Source organism: Pseudomonas sp. Irchel s3h9 (assembly GCF_900187475.1).
Taxonomy (GTDB): Bacteria; Pseudomonadota; Gammaproteobacteria; order Pseudomonadales; family Pseudomonadaceae; genus Aquipseudomonas; species Aquipseudomonas neuropathica.
This window is the reverse complement of record NZ_FYDH01000005.1, coordinates 139,975-157,504: the sequence shown is the minus strand read 5'-3', so window position 1 is coordinate 157,504 and position 17,530 is coordinate 139,975. Positions and strand designations below refer to the sequence as shown.

Sequence of the window (17,530 nt, the reverse complement as noted above, 5' to 3'; positions counted from 1 at the left end):
TTGATCATGAATATTTTAAACAAGAGTCGTTTCTCAAGTTTCGCGTTTTCGCTTTTTCTAATGATCGTGAATAGCGTATCTGGCTTGACTGCGCATGCAGCATGCACACCTGTAAACGGCTGGAAAGAAAAACCTTTCAATGTATCGATTCCAGCAATAAGGGTTGAGGGTAATACTCCAACTGGCACCGTTTTGTATTCACAAGTAGTTTCATATCCGGATGGGCCGTATGCAACTAATTGTCGAGAACCAGTGGTTCTTAGGGCGGAATTTAGGGGGCGTACTCCAGACGGCAACGGGTTGCTCCAAACCAATTTGCAAGGTGTGGGTATGAGGTTGCTAGTATTAGGTTACAATAAATACTTTGGAGGGGCTGGTAATTATCCATATGCGTTTTTGACTCCTCAGAATGGCAGTTCTGGCACATTGGTAATGAACTCGCGTGGTTTTAAAGTTGAGATTATAAAAACCGGGCCAATTACTCCGGGCTCTATAAATACAGGGCTTTATGCTGGCGAGATTGTTGAAGAGATTAGTCCATATTGGATGTCGGCAATTAATATTGTTAATGGCGGGAGCTTTACCACAACAACTTGCTCGATCGGGAGCACGTCACTCAATGTCGCAATGGGAGAGGTGAAGCGAAGTACCTTTAGTGGAGTGGGGAGTACCTCAGGAGCCAAAGAATTTTCGATTCCTATTAATTGTAATGGAATAACTCCATTGAAAATCACTTGGAATGCAGCGGCAGATAGTTCTGGAGTAAAAGGCGTGATGGCGCTAGGGTCAACTATGGGAAATCTCGATGCTAAAGGAGTCGGTATACAGTTGTTGTTCCGTGGAGCGCCGGTGACGTTAGGAGCGGCCACAGCTGTGGGAGACTCGACCTCCGGGAATAATAATATCGTGATGGAGGCGCGTTATTATCAAACTCAAAGTACAGTGACCGCCGGGAAGGCAAATGGCACGGCTACTTTTACTTTGACGTACAACTAAAAACTCGCTATGCAGTGCATTGGTCTATAACCTTAATTTGTCTGAGTCTATGTAACGAGGCGAATTAACAAATAGGGACTAGCCGTCTTCATTACTTAGCGGTATACAGGCGGCGATATACTTGACGGTATCGTCAAAAGTTGGTGTAAGCGGTTTCGGTTTTATAATGATTGCTTATCGAGTCTGGAGTTGGGCAAGCGCCTCTCAGTACGGAGATTTTAGGTCGAAGCGTTACCCCCCGTTGTTATATTCTCGGAATATTTTCTGCCCCGTCCATGGTTGTTAACGCAAGACTATTGCGGCGTTTTTGGGCGAGCTTTCACGCGATTGAACCTCCGCTTTGACAAAACAGTAGTCTTTCAGGAAACGAGCTTATCAAGTGCTCGCGGAGGTGTGATGCATTCACCCTTATATAAAAATACGATGTATACGAAATTGTTTATTGCCTGAAGCACTTTAACTAATGCCAGGCTTTTAATTAGTTTTTCGACCTTCGCATAACTAAAGCAAGACGTGACGGCTCGCCTCCATGCACCGTTAGAGACAACCAATACATTTCATCGCTTTACCGTGCAAAACTTATAGGTAGGGGAAAAATGAATGCTAAATACGTAGTTAGCCCGGAAAGATTCAAAAAGAAGCTCTTGTCGATTCTAATTTGTCAGGCAACTGCTTTACTTTCCGCGTTGAGTTTACCTGCCGCAGCTCAGCAGGTTAAGGCAAATGGCACCAGCATAACTACGGACGACGGTATAAGTATCAATACGTCTGGAAGTGATTATCTGGACGGAATCGGCCTATACGCGCTAAGTAAAGGTAAAATATTTACCTCTGATGCATCTGTCACTACAGATGGCGAAAGAGCCTTCGGAGCTCATGCGAGCGGTGCTGACAGTCTCATCGAAATTAGCGGCGGTAGAATTCGATCATCGGGCGCTACTTCTCATGGCGCTTATGCAGTTTTTGGCAGCAAACTTAATCTACGGCGCGACTCTTCCGGTGACGGTGTTGAGGTTGTCGTAACTGGTGATGCGGCGTATGGCGTAACAGCGGTACAGGGAGCAAATATCCTTATTGATGGTGCAGTTATTAACGTTGAAGGTAATAGGGTTGGAGAGAATTTAGCCGGAGGCATAAAGGTACATGATGCCAGCACGGCCACCGTTACTGATTCCGCAATTTCTACTACAGGCGATCGTTCAAACGGGATCTATGTATCGGCGAAGTCTCAAATAAAAATAACAGGTGGCTCTATCAGTACTAAGGGTAAAACTAGCAATGGCGTGGCTGTGTATGCAGGCTCAGCTGACTTGAGTGATGTTCAAGTGAGTGTGAACGAGGGACGGGGCTTAATTGCGTCATCGGAACTGTCTCAAGTCAATATGACCCGTGGCAGTATCATAACTCATAGTGCAGGAGTCATTGGTGGCTCCGCTGCGTATGTGGCAGGCGGTGCCCAAATTTCTATCGATGGTTCTTCTATTGAGACTAGGGGGGACGATGCGCAGGCGTTACATTCGGGTGATACTGACTCATTTATTAATGTTGTTAATACAGATGTTAGTACGTCAGGTAAAGGTGCACACGCAATCTTTGCTAGCCGAGGCGGTTTGATTTCACTCAATAATAGTATATTAAGTACTAAAGGGGCGGAGGCTGGCGGTGTGATTGCAAGCGCTTTAGGCACTGCTTCCTTAGACAGAGTCACGATAGCAACGGAAGGAGTAGCTGCTCGCGGCATTTACTTGACTGACCGAAGCGTTGGATCACTTCGGAGCACTTCGATCCAGACCGACAACACGGGCGCTAGTGCAGTTCACTTGGATAACAGCATACTCACAGGCGAAAATATCGACATACATACTTTGGGGGGAGGGGGACATGGATTAGTTCTGGATGGTCTTGGCTCTAAAGCTACGCTATCCCAAATGCATATAAAAACCCAAGGCAATAACGCAAGTGGATTATACTCAAGCGGAGGCGAAATTCGAGGCTCTAATATTGTAGTCTTAACATCTGGCGCAGATGCAGCAGGTTTGTTGGCAAATTATGGAGCTTTAGTCAGTGTGGTAAATTCGTCAATATCGGCTTCAGGTGAGAATGGTGATGGTGTCATAGCAAGGAATGGTTCAATTCTGACTCTGGATAATGTAGGCATTACATCTGATATGGGGCGTGGCATTGCGGTCGATGAGGGGAGCGGTTTTGCTTCTATCTCTAATAGTAGTGTGACTAGTCGTGGCGATAATGGCTCGGCTACCTACGCTAATAATGGCGCTGTGATCGATATTAAGGATACAAAGCTTATCACCCAAGGTGACAGTGCATTTGGTCTCCACCTGACGGGCAACGGAACCGAGATGCGCGCAGCGCGCTCGCATATTACGACTTTAGGTGATTTTTCGTATGGAGGTTGGATCGGCGATAATGGAAAAATGACTTTCAATGATAGCGTCATTATCTCGCATGGAAATAGTTCATCAGGCATTCACGTCACTTCTGGAGGCACCGTTGCTGCAGATGGATTGACTCTAATAACTTCAGGTAATGATAGTGTTGGTGTTTCCCTATCTGATGGTAGTAGAGCGTCATTTGGGAACAGCCATATCATTTCGGAAAAGAGTACTGCGTTACGAGTAAAGTCTGGAAACGTAGCGATTGACGTCATGAATAATAGCTCAATAACGGGTGGTAATGGGGTGCTCCTTTCTGGAGAATCTGCCTCCGCTACAGTTTTAAGCGCTAGCGAGAATGCTCATTTAAACGGAAACATTCTTGTGATGGATCAAGACACCCGCATTAATCTCAGTTTAGCCGGTAACTCTACTTGGGATGGTTCCGCCGTACGCTTTTCTGGGCCTAGTGTCGTTTTAGACTTGGATTTGAAAGGGGGTTCTATTTGGAACATGCTGAGTGACTCTAATGTAAGCAGCTTGCGCATTGCCGATAGCACGATCGCCTTTTCCCCGCCGAACTCGAATCGCTCTGCTTTTGAAGAATTCAAGACCCTAACTGTGGCAGGCAACTACATCGGCGATAACGGGGTGCTTGCAATGAATGCGCGGCTAGGCGGCGATGACTCACACAGTGACAAGCTCATAATACAAGGGGACTCGAGCGGTGAAACATTCCTCAAGCTCAACAATTCTAGCGGCCAAGGTCATTTTACCTACGGTGATGGTATTGAAGTGGTGCGGGTGGATGGTGCGTCTAATGGCGTATTCAAGCTGGGTAACCGTGTGGTTGCAGGCAGCAATGAGTACCTTCTATTCCAAGGAGGCAAGACCTCTGAACATGACGGTGATTGGTATCTACGTTCGGAAGCACCCGAAGAAAAGCATGATGATCTTGTTGAGGTAGTAGGTCTGGAGCATCCGGAGCAGCCAGAGCCGGTGCGTCCCAATAAGCCGAGTCTATACCGACCTGAAATTGGTGCTTATCTTGGCAATACTCGGGCAGCGATTGGTATGTTCCAGCACACCTTGCACGAGCGAGCTGGTGAGCTCGACTCTAGTCCCACTGAGGGCGCACAAGGTTCGGTATGGATGCGTGTGAAGCATAATGACTTCACTGGCGATACCGGCGAGAACCAAATCGACCTGAACACAAGCACCGACACGTTACAGCTTGGTGCAGAGGTGGCCCGTTGGACAGATGGCGATGATAATTATCACTTGGGCGTGATGGCTGCTAAAGGTAAGGCGACGACTGGTATCAGCTCCAATATTCTCGGCTACAACGCTAAGGGGGAGGTGGAAGGCTACAGCGTGGGTATGTACGGTACTTGGTTTCAGAACGGTGTTGATTCGACGGGTGCATATGTCGATACCTGGTTGCAATCCGGACATTATGAGAACGGTGTCAAAGGTGATGGCTTGGCTCGCGAAAGCTATCGCAGCAGAACGTTTTCGGCTTCGGTTGAAACCGGCTATGCCTTAAACGTGGGACAAGGGGAGAGCAAGGCTTACTACCTAGAACCGCAAGCGCAGGTAATCTATACGAACTTCAAGGCAGACAAGCACCGAGAAGAGAATGGTACTACGGTCAAATCGAAGGCTTCGGATAACGTCACCACGCGCTTGGGGGCCCGAGCATATGTCCGTCCGACGGAAAAATCGGGCACTCGCATACAACCCTTTGTTGCCGTGAACTGGTGGCACAGTGAGGACGACAGTGCAATGTCGTTCAACAATATCACCAGCAAACTTAGCACAGCGAATGATACGTATGAGGTAAAGGTCGGCGCTGAGGTTGATATCGGCAGCGGATGGAGCGCCTGGGGTCACTTGAGCACCCAGATAGCAACTGCTAATCAGAGCGAGACCACTGGTCAGTTTGGTGTGAAATATTGCTGGTAAATTATGCCACGCCTGAATAGAACGGCCCGGTTTGCTGGGCCGTTCTTTTAGTCCTAATTCCCCTCGGGTTGTTACCAGTGCGCGTCACGCGCGGCAGGTTACGGATGACCATCGCCAGCAGATGTAATTGCTTAGGTGACAAGTCATGTCAGCTCTTAAAGTGCAGGCTTGCGCGAAAGCAGTCGCTGTTGAGTGCTTTCGGCAGAATGTTGCCGTTCAAGCATTCGTAATTTCGCCGCTTGATTGAAAGCGCTGCTTAAGGCTTTCTTTTGCAAAGCTCTTCGGGGGCGCCATATCCCCAGATGATTATGGTTTCGGTCTGATGCTCCCAAAGCGATTCATTGGGCCCGACGTACTTGATGCCACTGACACTCGGTTGCTGATACATCAGCGATACGCTGTCGCTACGCTCGGCGATCAATGTCGGTGGATCAGTTTCGAAGAACATGGCAGTTATCTCGTTCGCGGAGTTGCCGTCGCATTCGTAATAGATAGGCCCAGTGCCAGCTACCAGTCGGTGCCGTGCTTGCAACTCAGCGATGCGAAATTGATATTCCATGCGCAAGCATGCAGCGACATCATTACTCTTCCAGCAGTCGTTTCGCCCCTTAATCCATCCCCGCTGCTCTGCTTTGAGCCGTGGAGCATGCTCGTTGCCGGCCTTAGTGCTTACACTGGCATATACTGCCGAGAGCTTGCGATCCAGGGCCGATAGCGCTTTGTCTTCACATATCTTTGCTTCAATACCACTAGGCTTCACTTTTGTGCATTCGTACGATGGGTCAGGTGATTCATTGACAATCAACAATTTTCTCATGCGCCCTTCGGTCGCCCACATCTCACTGATTTGCTGATCAACGTACTGGCACCATTGCTCTGAGCTTCGCTCAGGAACATCTGGCCGATCGCGAACCCCGAGCTTGAATTCGATCACCGACTTCCATTCGTTAGAACCTAAATCCGATCCGTGCCCTTGAGTATCAGCCGTATGCAGAACCTTTTCGACCGATTGATACCATGTTGTTGAACATAGGGATTGCGCCTGAGCGATGCCTGTGACACTAACCAATAATAAAACCAAATATTTGCTCACATAGGGTTCCTTTAATTTAGGCAATCGCGAAGTACCGATCTTATTCTCTCTGACGCGCTATTGATCGGTAAATCCTCGGTAGATTGCAGTATTCCTGGCATCTAGTGTCAACGATTGACTAACTCGGTGAGCCTAAGGTTCTCCTCTGGAGGAGCGCTGAGACCTACACAGAATTTTTTGATTTTCGGCTGGGCCATGGTACTAACTGATAATTTTCCGTAGCCTAGTCACCGAGCAGGCACGAAAAGCAGATATGCAATACACTCTTAGTTATCTATCTAACCGAGACTTGTCATGTCAAAACTTGCCGAATTCCGCCAGCTGGAAAAACACCTAGCCGAACAGCTCCAAGCGCTCGAAGCCCTTAAAGGCGACGCTGGCCTCAAGAAAGAAATTGAATTCGAAACGAAGCTGCGCGATTTGCTCGCAAAATACGGCTATAGCCTCAAGGACGTGATCAACCTGCTCGATCCTCAAGCAGTCCGTCGCGCTCCAGTAGCCGAGTCCAAAGTGGGCAGTCGCAAGCCTCGCCAGTTGAAGGTTTACAAAAACCCTCACACAGGCGAAGTCGTCGAAACTAAAGGCGGCAACCATAAGACGTTGAAAGATTGGAAAGCAGAGCACGGCGCTGCGACCGTCGAGTCTTGGCTCAAGAAGTAATCTTAGATCGAACAATAAAGGGGCCTCTAATGGCCCTTTTTTTAATTCAGCCTTTGCTGCGCCGGCAGCGCTCCGAGCAGTAGCGAACTTCATACCAGCAGCGCGCCCACTTTTTTCTCCATGTGAAGGGAAGACCGCAGGTCACGCAAGTTTTGACTGGCAGAGCACCTTTTTTCAGAATGACTCACCTTCATCTATGCCCTGGCCTTACCGGCGCGCGCGACGTTGCCTTGTGGCATCAAGATTACCTCTTAATTAGAGCCGTGATCTCACATAAACCGTAAATTTTATCTACCGCCAGCCTGGCTCTCGGGCGCAATCACCGATACTGGATAGATCGCTGTGAAGGCGCCGGCTTCGACGCTCAGCGCTCTGCAGTCAACCCCATACACCTGCGCCAGATTTTCTGGGGTTAATGTGGTTCTCGTTGGGCCGCAGCAATGCACGATGCCCTGATCAAGCATGAGCGTGTCGTCCGCGTAGCGACTGGCCAGATTCATGTCATGAAAGATCGCCAGCGTGACGATGTTGTGCTTGCGTGTGTACTCGCTGACGGCATCAAGAATCTGTAATTGATTGGCCAAATCCAAAGCCGAGGTGGGTTCATCCAGCAGCAGTAGTTGCGGACTGCGAATTAGCGCTAGGGCAAGGGAAATCATCTGTCGTTCGCCACCGGAAAGTTGACCAGGCTGTTTCTCGGCGAAACGTTGCAATCCAAGCAGCTCAAGCAGTTCGGTTGCCTTGTATCGCGCCTCTGCGCTGGTTTTCCAGCTGCGTGCACTGCCTTGCTGAGCGAGCAGCAAGAGCTCATAGGTCGACAGTCGTACGTCGAGATGCGCGAGATCTTGCGCGACGTAGCCAATCATCCTCGCGCGGGTGGCAGGAGACATCCCCAGTAATGCCGTGCCGTTGATGCTGGCAAAACCGAAAGCAGGCACGAGTCCGCACAATCCTTTCATGAAGGTCGACTTCCCCGCACCGTTGGCACCCAGCAAAGCCATTGTGTTGCCGGCGTCAACGTTCACGTTCAATCCCTTGAGAATAGGCTTGCCGCGCAAAGTCACCCGGTAGTTGGTGGTAGTGAAACTCATCGGGACGTCAGCCTCCGGTCGCGCAGGATAAGAATGATAAAGAATGGCAGACCAATTAGTGAGGTGACCATGCCGATGGGTAACACGGCACCGGGGACGATCAATTTGCTGGCCAGAGAGGCCAGGGTCACGAAGATGATTCCGCAAGCAATGGTCACGCCGATGGTGAAGCGCTGGTCTTCGCCCACTAGCAGCCTTGCAACGTGCGGCGCGACGAGGCCCACAAAGCCGATCACACCCACCACCGAAGTGACAGCGCCCGCCAACAGCGCCGCCAATACCAACATCGTCGTGCGCAGTCGGCGCACCGGAATGCCGAACACCACGGCCTGTTCGCCAAAGCTGCGCAACGCCGTCAACGCCCAGGCTTGGAGCAGCACGACCGGAATTGCGATGGTTGCGATCACGGCACACAACGTGACTTTGTTCCAGGTGGCATGCAGCAGCGAGCCCATCAGCCAGAACACGATGCTTTGCAATTGATCGGTGCTCGCCACGTATTGAGCCATCCCCAACAGTGAGCTGAAGACAAAGTGCATCGCGATTCCCAGCAACGTGATGGCCTGAAGGCCCACATGTCCGCGTGTCAGCAGCAGGATGATTCCAACTGTCGTTAACGAGAATAGGAACGCGTTGGCGGTGACTATCAGGTCGGCGCTCAATCCTGGCAACGCATGGCTAAAAGATAGGTTGAGGGCGAGTGCCAGTGACGCACCGAAACCTGCGGCTGACGAGATACCTAGCGTAAAAGGCTCTGCGAGCGGGTTGTCGAGGACGGACTGCATAATCAATCCCGAGAGCGACAAGCAGGTGCCGGCTAGTACCGCCATCAGTGTCATCGGCATCCGCAGCTCCCAAAGGATTACCCGGGTGCTGGAATCGACACTGTCGGGACGTAGCAACCCGGTTATAGCTTCACCCAGTGTGAGCGTCCCGGAGCCGACGATCAGGTCAGCAATGAATGCTGCAAGTGCCAACACCAACAAGAGGGTCAGTAACGCGCTACGTCGCCAAATGGTATGAGCGTAGTGGGCCTGAGGGGAGGGCGGGACGAGAGGGCCGGATATCGCCATGGCCGCTGGTAACTCAGTCATTGGCGGGCGCATGCGAGTAGAGGACGGCGGGCACGGCTTCCAATCCGGTAAGGCTGAAAAGCGTGGCGAGGCTTTCGGCTGTATCTAGGTGCTGTCCGCTGTCGGGATAGAACGCTTGATTGAGGTATTCGAGCGCGAGAATGTTCCAGGAGCTTGCGTAAAACTGGTGATAGATTCCGTACACCCGAGCGTTCTGGCTGGCTTTCAATTGGGCGAATCCAGGACGCTCCTGCAGCAGGCTCAATGAGCGATCTATCATCGGCTGCTGCACACTATCACCAAAACCAAATGGCGGTGCGACAGAGGTCGAACCTGGGAACTGTGAGCCAGTCATCACATAGACGTCGGGCTTTTTGCTGAGCACCGTTTCCAGTGTCACGTCACCGGTTGCACCGAGCAGTAAGCTAGACCCTAAGTTCTGCCCTCCGGCGGCTTGCACGAGTTTCCCCCAATACACGTCACCATGAGTGAAACAGCATGCAGACGCACCGCCTTGGCCGGCTTTTGCCTCGACGAACACCAAGGGTTTTTGCGTGTGTTGCTTGATGTTCTGATCGATCTTGGCGAGATGATTCTGATAGAAATCAAGGTATGCCTTCGCTTCTGCTTCGCGATTGAGCACTTTGCCTAACAGAGCTACGGTTTTCTGGCTGTTGACCACGGGATCAATGTCGCTGTCGACAAACACCACGGGGATTTTGAGCGCCGCGAGCTTTTGCGCGACACCAGCACTCTCCAAGGAGGCGCGGGCGCGGGTCTGGAAAACCAGCAGGTCAGGATGTGCCGAAACTATCGCTTCCAGATTGAGATCGCCTTCATCGCCGAACTTCATGTCCGTCGCACGATTCGCCGATTCCGGCCACTGCTGCTCGAACACCTTCCAGGTGTTCGGATCGGCACGCTTGACGATGTTGTTCCAAGCGACGATGCGCTTAAAAGGATCCTGGCGGTCGAGCAGGGCCAAGGTGAATAGGTCACGGCCATCCTGAAGGACGATTCGCTTAGGCTCTTGCGCAATCTCTACTTGGCGATTGGCAACATCGGTCACCGTTACGGGATAGGTCGTCGCATTTGCCATCGACTGACCTGCAACTAGCAAACCGATACTCGCGATGAGATTTTTCAAATGTTGCATAGGAGTTTCCATAGCCGCTGAGTAGACGCGTTGATCGAAACCGTCCTACCTGAATCGAATCAAAAAACGCGGGCCTAGGCTATGGGAATAAATCTCATTCGTCCTTTAAAGAAAATTTCATGCTTCTAATGTTGCAATTACAAAAGGAGGCATGGCGAGGACGGATTGTTGGGAATATTGATACGAGTTTTTTACGGTTTCTTTACGGTAGATTTTGTTGCTCACCACGATACTGGCCCCGATTTTTTAGATCGTCCATGTGCCTTGCTCTGCAGTTGGCCCTGGAAAAACGTATTGCCCAAGGATGGCATGCAGTTACTCCCCGCTAATTGAGAGGGCGTCACCTTGAGTGAGACCGCAACCGTTACACACACAGACTCCCTATCCAAAACATCCGGGGTGGGCTTGCTTGTCGCCGCTGTAGGTGTGGTTTACGGAGACATTGGCACTAGCCCCCTCTACACCTTGAAAGAGGTCTTTTCCGGGCACTACGGTGTTCAAGTGAATCACGATGGCGTACTTGGCATCCTGTCATTGATCTTTTGGTCATTGATCTGGGTAGTCTCGATCAAATACGTATTGTTCATTTTACGTGCCGACAATCAGGGCGAAGGCGGCATCATGGCGTTGACTGCTTTAGCCCGCCGTGCGTCAGCACCTTATCCGCACATGAGCAAGATACTGGTTCTGCTCGGTCTGTTCGGTGCGGCACTTTTTTACGGGGACAGCATGATCACCCCGGCTATTTCGGTGCTCTCGGCGGTAGAGGGGCTGCAGTTAGCATTTGATGGTATCGAGCGCTGGGTCGTGCCTATATCAGTGGTCGTGCTCGTCGCCCTGTTCTTGATACAAAAACATGGCACAGCTCGAATCGGCATCCTATTTGGCCCTGTCATGGTGCTGTGGTTTGTGGTGCTGGGCGCCCTCGGTATCCACGGCATTTTGCAGCGCCCCGAAGTGCTGCAAGCGCTAAACCCTGTTTGGGCAGTACAGTTTTTTGTTGCTCATCCAGGCATGGGTGTAGCCATTTTGGGCGCCGTCGTGTTGGCATTGACCGGTGCTGAAGCACTGTATGCCGACATGGGACATTTTGGCCGCAAGCCGATTTCTCGTGCATGGTTCATGTTGGTGTTGCCGGGGCTGGTACTCAATTATTTTGGCCAAGGCGCCTTGATCCTGGAAAACCCAGAGGCAGTGCGCAACCCGTTCTATTTGCTAGCGCCGAGTTGGGCACTGCTGCCTATGGTCGCGCTCTCCACACTGGCGACCATCATCGCTTCTCAAGCCGTAATCTCCGGTGCTTTCTCCCTGACGCGCCAGGCCATCCAACTAGGGTACGTCCCTCGTATGTTTATCCAGCACACCTCCAGCCAAGAGCAGGGGCAGATCTACATCGGCACGGTCAACTGGGCGTTAATGGTCGGTGTAGTGTTGCTGGTGATTGGCTTCGAGTCGTCTAGTGCTTTGGCTGCTGCCTACGGGGTCGCTGTGACGGGCACAATGCTGATCACGACCATCCTGTCCTCGGCTGTAGTGCTTCTCCTCTGGAAAACACCGCGTTGGCTGGCCATTCCATTGCTGCTGGGCTTTCTGCTAGTAGACGGTCTGTATTTCACGGCCAACGCGCCGAAGATTTTTCAAGGAGGTGCGTTCCCCGTGATCGCAGGCATTGGTCTGTTTATCTTGATGACCACCTGGAAGCGGGGGCGGAAGATCATCGTTGAGCGCTTGGACGAGACCGCACTTCCTCTGCCGTTGTTCATCAGCAGCATACGTTCGCAGCCACCGCATCGGGTTCAAGGTACTGCAGTGTTTCTAACGGCCAAGGCTGATGCTGTCCCCCATGCGCTCTTGCACAACCTCTTGCATAACCAGGTTCTGCACGAGCAGGTGGTTTTGCTAACGGTGGTCTCTGAAGACAGCCCGCGTGTGACTGCTGATCGGCGGTTTGAGGTCGAGGCTTATGGTGAAGGATTTTTCCGAGTCAGCCTGCACTTTGGCTTCATCGAGGAGCCTGACGTACCCGCAGCGTTGAGTCTCTGTCACTTGAATGAGCTGGATTTCAGTCCGATGCGTACCACCTACTTCCTTAGCCGCGAAACAGTTATTCCGACCAAGCGTATCGGGATGGCTCGTTGGCGAGAAAGCCTGTTCGCCTTTCTACTCAAGAACGCCAACAGCAACCTTAAATACTTCAATTTGCCGCTGAATCGAGTGATCGAATTGGGCACGCAGGTTGAGATGTAGAGGTAAGCGAGGTTGCTCTAGTTTGATTGTTTAGCGACTGTCTGGCGGCGCTCACTTTTTCCAGTGGGCGCCGTTGAAGCGTTTGAATTCAGCTAACCACGCGACCAAATCGCCTCAGTGGGATGGCCAATTTTACTCCGCCAGATCCTTCTTCAAGTGATCAAGCAGCGATGCCAGCTTCAGCTCAGCATCTGCCAGCGCCTGTTCTGACGCGACTTTCCAGTAGGGTGCGATTTCGAGCAAGTCCGGTTCAGCCTCAGCTCGCAGGCACCACTGATGGTGATCGTGCCATGAGCCAAGTGATGTTTGTACCGACTTCAATTGATCTCTGGATTTTGCCTTGAGTGGTGACAGTGTCGGAAACGCATCGGATAGGTATCTCGCGTTTTTCACGATGATCCGTAACTCGTGTCGATCAAAGTCTTTATCGCGAAGTCCAGCAACCAATTGAGTGATTCTTTTCTTCAATGCTTTCTCAATCTGTCTTTTGACATCAACCAGTTCGCCTGCTCTCTCTGCTGTCCTGAATAGCTCCGGCCATTGATCCAATTCGGCGAATAATTTGTCGAGCACGGGGCTGGCGGCGATCTCTCGATACTGCTCTATCCGGGCTGCACTTCGGCTCTCCGCCTGGTGCGAATAGCCCCTTTTTTGCAGCTCGCCGATGATGACCTCCAGATCCCTGGTGAGTGTAGTCGCTCTGCCGACTTCGGCTGCAGATTGATTCAACGCGGCTACCTCCGGCATGTCGCGCAGAGGGCGCAAGAGACTGCGTATTTTCCGTACCGCAATCCTCAAATCATGCAGGGCTTCGCTGTCGCTGTTGGCTTTTATCCTGGCGCGCGAGTGATAAAGGGAGACTTCCAAGGAAATAATCTGAGCAACAAAATCGTCGACAAAAGACATCATCGACCTCGCATAAAAGGATGTTGGCAAAGCGTAGCAGAGCTATGGGTCGTTGCTGCCATTGCCTACGAGGGCTGCAATATAAAATTCATCAAGTTGTTGCTGTGGGTTCGCGGGAAATCGATAAACTGAAATCTTTTGCCGCAGGAAGGGCATCGATGCGTCGTGTTGTTTTCAATCAAAAGGGAGGTGTTGGCAAGTCGAGCATCGTGTGCAACCTGGCTGCTGCAAGCGCAATGGAAGGCTATCGAACGCTCGTTGTTGATCTGGATGCCCAGGCCAATTCCACTTACTATCTGTCGGGCCTGTCCGGTGATGATATCCCGGTGGGTATCGCAGACTTTTTCAAGCAAACATTGTCTTCAGGGCCTGCCCCCAAAAAAAGCCGTGCTCGGATCGCAGAGACACCCTACGACAATCTTCACCTCATCACGGCCAGCGGCGAGCTCGCGGATTTGCAGCCAAAGCTGGAAGCGAAATTCAAGATAAACAAGCTGCGGCGGCTGTTGGACGACATTTCCCAGGATTACGACCGGATATACATCGACACGCCTCCTGCGATGAATTTTTATTCGTTCAGTGCGCTCATCGCTGCTGATGCGGTTCTGATTCCATTTGATTGCGATACATTCTCTCGCCAAGCTTTGTACCAGGTACTGGCACAAGTGGCCGAACTACAAGCTGACCATAACGAATCGTTAGTGGTGGAGGGAATTGTCATCAACCACTATCTGACCACGACGGGTTTCCACCGTAATTTGGTCGAAGAACTCATCAAGGAAGGATTGCCGATTCTTCCTGTCTATCTCGGCAGTTCGATCAAGATGCGTGAGTCTCATGAACGGTGCCAGCCTCTGATTCACCTCGATAGAAATCACAAGCTCACACGCCAGTTTGTTGACCTCCTGCATGTGCTGGAGGACGCAGGCTAAATTGGCGCGAGCAATGAAAGATTTGGAAATAGTACATTGCCACCGACTAGAGGTCGGATGATAAAAACGCTGCTTTACTAAGCGATGTCGTTTTCTCAGATCACCGTTGGATCGGGAGGGGGAAAGAAATGGCTGACAAAATCCGGGTGCTGTTTGTCTGCGCCAAAAACGACGTCCGTTCGCTTTTGGCGGAGGCCCTGCTTAGCCACACTTACTCATCAAACTTCGAAGCATTCAGTGCCGGCCTGGAGCTCGGCGAGGTCGATCCGCGAACCGTGGAGTCCCTTGATCACATTGGCATTGAGACCATTGGCTTGCGTAGCAAATCGATCAATGAATTTGATGGGCAAGAGTTTCATTACGTGATCACTCTGTGCGATAAGTCTTCCGAAGAGAGCTCACGTATGCCGTCCTCCGGTGAGGTCATCGTGTGGAATTTTGAAGACCCAACGACCAGTGAAAGGCATGAACCTTTTCGCCATGCGCTGCAAGAGATTCATGACCGCATCAAAATGTTCGTAACTGTGAAAACAAGATAGTGACTTGAGGCATCGGCCAATTCAGTACCATCAATGGTCGGTACAAAAGCTAAAAACTAATCAGGCTGTACATCTACGCCACTGCGAACAGGCTCCAAAAGCACGACGTGAGGAGAGTAGTTCGGATCAATAGGATGCCCAACGCTCATTGAAAGTCTTCTAAGTCTCGAAGTAGTGATGACCGGGTCAGCCTTGTTGAAACGTTGATTGGGGCGACCAGATGTCGATTTGTGGCTATACCGACCATCTCAGCTAGCTATTCAACTCCACTGCAAGCATTGCGCGCTCTTTACTTAATGGCTGAAGAACTCCCGGTGATCCTCTCGTATGAAGGTAGAGAAAGTATCCGCCGTTTTGATTATGAATTATCCGGTACACCTCACCAGGCGAGAGCCTACTAGGAAAGACAGTTCTGTCTAAGAGCAGCTCGAAGTGAGAGATGTGAAGGGATCGCAATGCAGCCATGAATGCTTCCTGCTCCTGGCGCTGCCACCGCCGCAACATCAGGTGGCGAAGGAAGAAAACGAGACAAGTGACTACAGCCAAGCTTATAGCAACCAACGATCTAATATCAGGTTCCATGTAGCAGCTCCCTTTGCTTCATGCAGACCATTCCGAGCTCAAGCGTCACGCTGACGTCACTGCGAGCTTAGCCAAACCTCCATTTTCTGCAGCCTGCCTATTTCTAGAAAAAAATCGGTTTCCCTAAATCTGGAAACCAGTCAGCCACTTCAAAACTGCAGTGGCCGGCCTCGCTCAGTGCCCACCTTAAAATCAGATCCGCTGATGCTCGATATTGATCTGCCATGAAGAGCTTTCGAGCCTCCAAACCAAACCAAACATGCTTACTCGAAGCATTATTGCGGCAAAAAAAAGCCCGCCATGGGGATTGCGGGCTGTGAATCGTAAAAGGAGCTGACTTCACCGTACGCCGATGGATGTGAAAAAAATGTAAGAGGTATTCATAGAGACTTCTTGAGGCGTGCCAAACCTTGCTTGATGTGGCCAGCGTTTTCACCAATTGCGTAAAGCGCTCCTCGGACATTGTCTCCGACGTCTGCGTGACCCTGAGCTTCAGCGTGCAGCGTCAATTCCATTAATGCCGCTTCGAGAGCGAGCTGATTCTGATACATCCTTTCCAGCACATCTGATAACGAGTATTCGCCTGCCATATTCTTTCTCCCCTCCTTGGAATCATCTGAGCATATCCGTTGCGGCACGACCTAGGGTATCAAGCGCATATCGCGTAGTTTGTTGAACACGTCGAAAAATGCCTGATCGCTCGCCTGGTATGCAGTGAAGCCCATGGTGCGACTTTTCGACATATCCGTCACCACTTCGATGGGGCGACCGAGATCTGCATCGGTGTGCCATGGGGATATCAAGCGCCCGATATCCGACTCTTTCAAACCGTGTTCCGCAACCATTTGCCTCCACACGGTTTGGTCGTCAGCCATCTGCTTCTCAAGTGGGGAGAGTGAAGCGGGATAATCGGCGGCAGGCAAGTCGAAGTATTCGGCAATTCGGCTCCACATCCACTTCCAACGAAATACATCGCCATTAGTGACATTGAATGCTTGGTTGGCTGCAGCCGGCGTGGTGGCCGCCCACAGTTGTTGTCTCGCCAACTGACGGGCATCCGTCATATCGGTAAGGCTGTCCCACTGCACTCTTGATCCGGGAAACACAAAAGGGCGATTGGTTTTTTTGCAAATCGAGGCATAGACGGCGAGGGTGGTTGCCATGTTCATCGCGTTGCCTACGGCGACCCCGGTGACGGTGTGCGGGCGATGAACGCTCCAACTGAAGCCGTCCTTTTCAGCTGCGGCGAAGAGTTCGTCCTCTTGGGCGTAATAGAAATTCTCGACATCCAGGCGACCCTGCTCTTCGCGGAAGGGTGTTTGCGGAAGGCTGCCTTTTCCATACGCTTCGAATGGGCCGAGGTAGTGTTTCAGGCCAGTGACCAACGCTACATGCTCAACGCTCTTGGCCGGGTGAATAGCCGCGAGCACATTACGTACCATGGCGGCATTAACGCGAATGTTCTCGGCCTCCGTGGCTTGCCGTGACCATGTGGTAATGAACACATGAGTGGGTTTCAAATCCGCCAGCGCCTGTTCCAGCGAAGCAGGATCCTGGAGGTCTGCCGCGACAGGTATTACGCCTTGCACTTGTGACGGATGCCTCGACAGCGCGGCGACCTGCCACTTGTTGTCGATGAGTAACTGAGTGATGGCGCTGCCGACGATGCCGCTGGCGCCCACGACGAAAGCTGTCTGGGTCATACGTTTCTCCTGGATTTAGGTTTGGGAGTCCTCCGAAGCGATGGAGGTTCAACCTAGCCGGATCTTCATTGGCGTACCTTGTATGCCAAGCGTTTCACTCGCATCGAATCCGCTTGGTCATCTACCTTCGCATCTTGGATGATTACTTGGTTTTTCATTTTTTCTTAAACCGGCGAGAACCTTGAAAAAGTGAG

14 protein-coding genes are annotated in these 17,530 nt (G+C 51.3%); 6 read left to right on the top strand and 8 right to left on the bottom strand.

All coding sequences use genetic code 11. The features are described 5' to 3' along the window. The first annotated feature begins 6 nt into the window (after positions 1-6). Positions 7-996 (top strand): fimbrial protein, encoded by a 990-nt coding sequence (locus CKW26_RS10305; RefSeq protein ID WP_095048497.1) that lies wholly within the window; start codon positions 7-9, stop codon positions 994-996. A gap of 596 nt (positions 997-1,592) precedes the next feature. After that, positions 1,593-5,354 (top strand): autotransporter outer membrane beta-barrel domain-containing protein, encoded by a 3,762-nt coding sequence (locus CKW26_RS10300; protein ID WP_095048496.1) that lies wholly within the window; start codon positions 1,593-1,595, stop codon positions 5,352-5,354. A 256-nt stretch (positions 5,355-5,610) separates the two neighbouring features. Here the strand turns inward: CKW26_RS10300 and CKW26_RS10295 are convergent, their stop codons facing one another. After that, positions 5,611-6,447 carry an MliC family protein gene (locus CKW26_RS10295; RefSeq protein ID WP_095048495.1) on the bottom strand — a complete coding sequence of 279 codons (837 nt, stop codon included), beginning with the start codon at positions 6,445-6,447 and terminating at the stop codon, positions 5,611-5,613. Positions 6,448-6,741: 294 nt separating this feature from the next. Here CKW26_RS10295 and CKW26_RS10290 point away from each other — a divergent pair, with 294 nt between their 5' ends. Then, positions 6,742-7,107, top strand: coding sequence for a histone-like nucleoid-structuring protein, MvaT/MvaU family (locus CKW26_RS10290; RefSeq protein WP_095048494.1), 366 nt, complete (start codon positions 6,742-6,744; stop codon positions 7,105-7,107). A 46-nt stretch (positions 7,108-7,153) separates the two neighbouring features. Here CKW26_RS10290 and CKW26_RS10285 read toward each other — a convergent pair whose 3' ends face one another. From CKW26_RS10285 to CKW26_RS10270, 4 genes are all read right to left on the bottom strand, one after another. Beyond that, positions 7,154-7,285 (bottom strand): DUF2256 domain-containing protein, encoded by a 132-nt coding sequence (locus tag CKW26_RS10285; RefSeq protein ID WP_095048493.1) that lies wholly within the window; start codon positions 7,283-7,285, stop codon positions 7,154-7,156. A 109-nt stretch (positions 7,286-7,394) separates the two neighbouring features. Then, positions 7,395-8,198, bottom strand: coding sequence for an ABC transporter ATP-binding protein (locus tag CKW26_RS10280; RefSeq protein WP_095048492.1), 804 nt, complete (start codon positions 8,196-8,198; stop codon positions 7,395-7,397). Continuing rightward, positions 8,195-9,271, bottom strand: a complete 1,077-nt coding sequence (locus CKW26_RS10275; protein WP_256579894.1) for an iron ABC transporter permease — start codon at positions 9,269-9,271, stop codon at positions 8,195-8,197. The genes CKW26_RS10280 and CKW26_RS10275 overlap by 4 nt, the downstream gene beginning before the upstream one ends. A gap of 13 nt (positions 9,272-9,284) precedes the next feature. Continuing rightward, on the bottom strand, positions 9,285-10,427 hold the full coding sequence (locus tag CKW26_RS10270; protein ID WP_256579892.1) for an ABC transporter substrate-binding protein: 1,143 nt from the start codon (positions 10,425-10,427) through the stop codon (positions 9,285-9,287). A gap of 345 nt (positions 10,428-10,772) precedes the next feature. On the opposite strand from CKW26_RS10270, the gene CKW26_RS10265 reads away from it, so the two are divergent. Then, a complete protein-coding gene (locus CKW26_RS10265) occupies positions 10,773-12,674 on the top strand; it encodes a potassium transporter Kup (RefSeq protein WP_095048489.1) in 1,902 nt (633 codons plus the stop codon). Positions 12,675-12,806: 132 nt separating this feature from the next. Here CKW26_RS10265 and CKW26_RS10260 read toward each other — a convergent pair whose 3' ends face one another. Beyond that, entirely contained in the window at positions 12,807-13,580 is a 774-nt protein-coding gene (locus CKW26_RS10260; RefSeq protein WP_177409242.1) for a CHAD domain-containing protein, read from the bottom strand. Positions 13,581-13,738: 158 nt separating this feature from the next. On the opposite strand from CKW26_RS10260, the gene CKW26_RS10255 reads away from it, so the two are divergent. Further along, positions 13,739-14,512 (top strand): ParA family protein, encoded by a 774-nt coding sequence (locus CKW26_RS10255; RefSeq protein ID WP_095048487.1) that lies wholly within the window; start codon positions 13,739-13,741, stop codon positions 14,510-14,512. 128 nt (positions 14,513-14,640) lie between these two features. Then, complete coding sequence (locus CKW26_RS10250; protein WP_095048486.1) at positions 14,641-15,051, top strand: arsenate reductase ArsC; 411 nt, start codon at positions 14,641-14,643, stop codon at positions 15,049-15,051. Positions 15,052-16,013: 962 nt separating this feature from the next. Here CKW26_RS10250 and CKW26_RS10240 read toward each other — a convergent pair. Both CKW26_RS10240 and CKW26_RS10235 read right to left on the bottom strand, forming a co-directional pair. Beyond that, entirely contained in the window at positions 16,014-16,223 is a 210-nt protein-coding gene (locus CKW26_RS10240) for a hypothetical protein (RefSeq protein WP_095048484.1), read from the bottom strand. 51 nt (positions 16,224-16,274) lie between these two features. Then, on the bottom strand, positions 16,275-17,336 hold the full coding sequence (locus tag CKW26_RS10235) for an SDR family oxidoreductase (protein ID WP_095048483.1): 1,062 nt from the start codon (positions 17,334-17,336) through the stop codon (positions 16,275-16,277). Between the last annotated feature and the right edge of the window lie 194 nt (positions 17,337-17,530).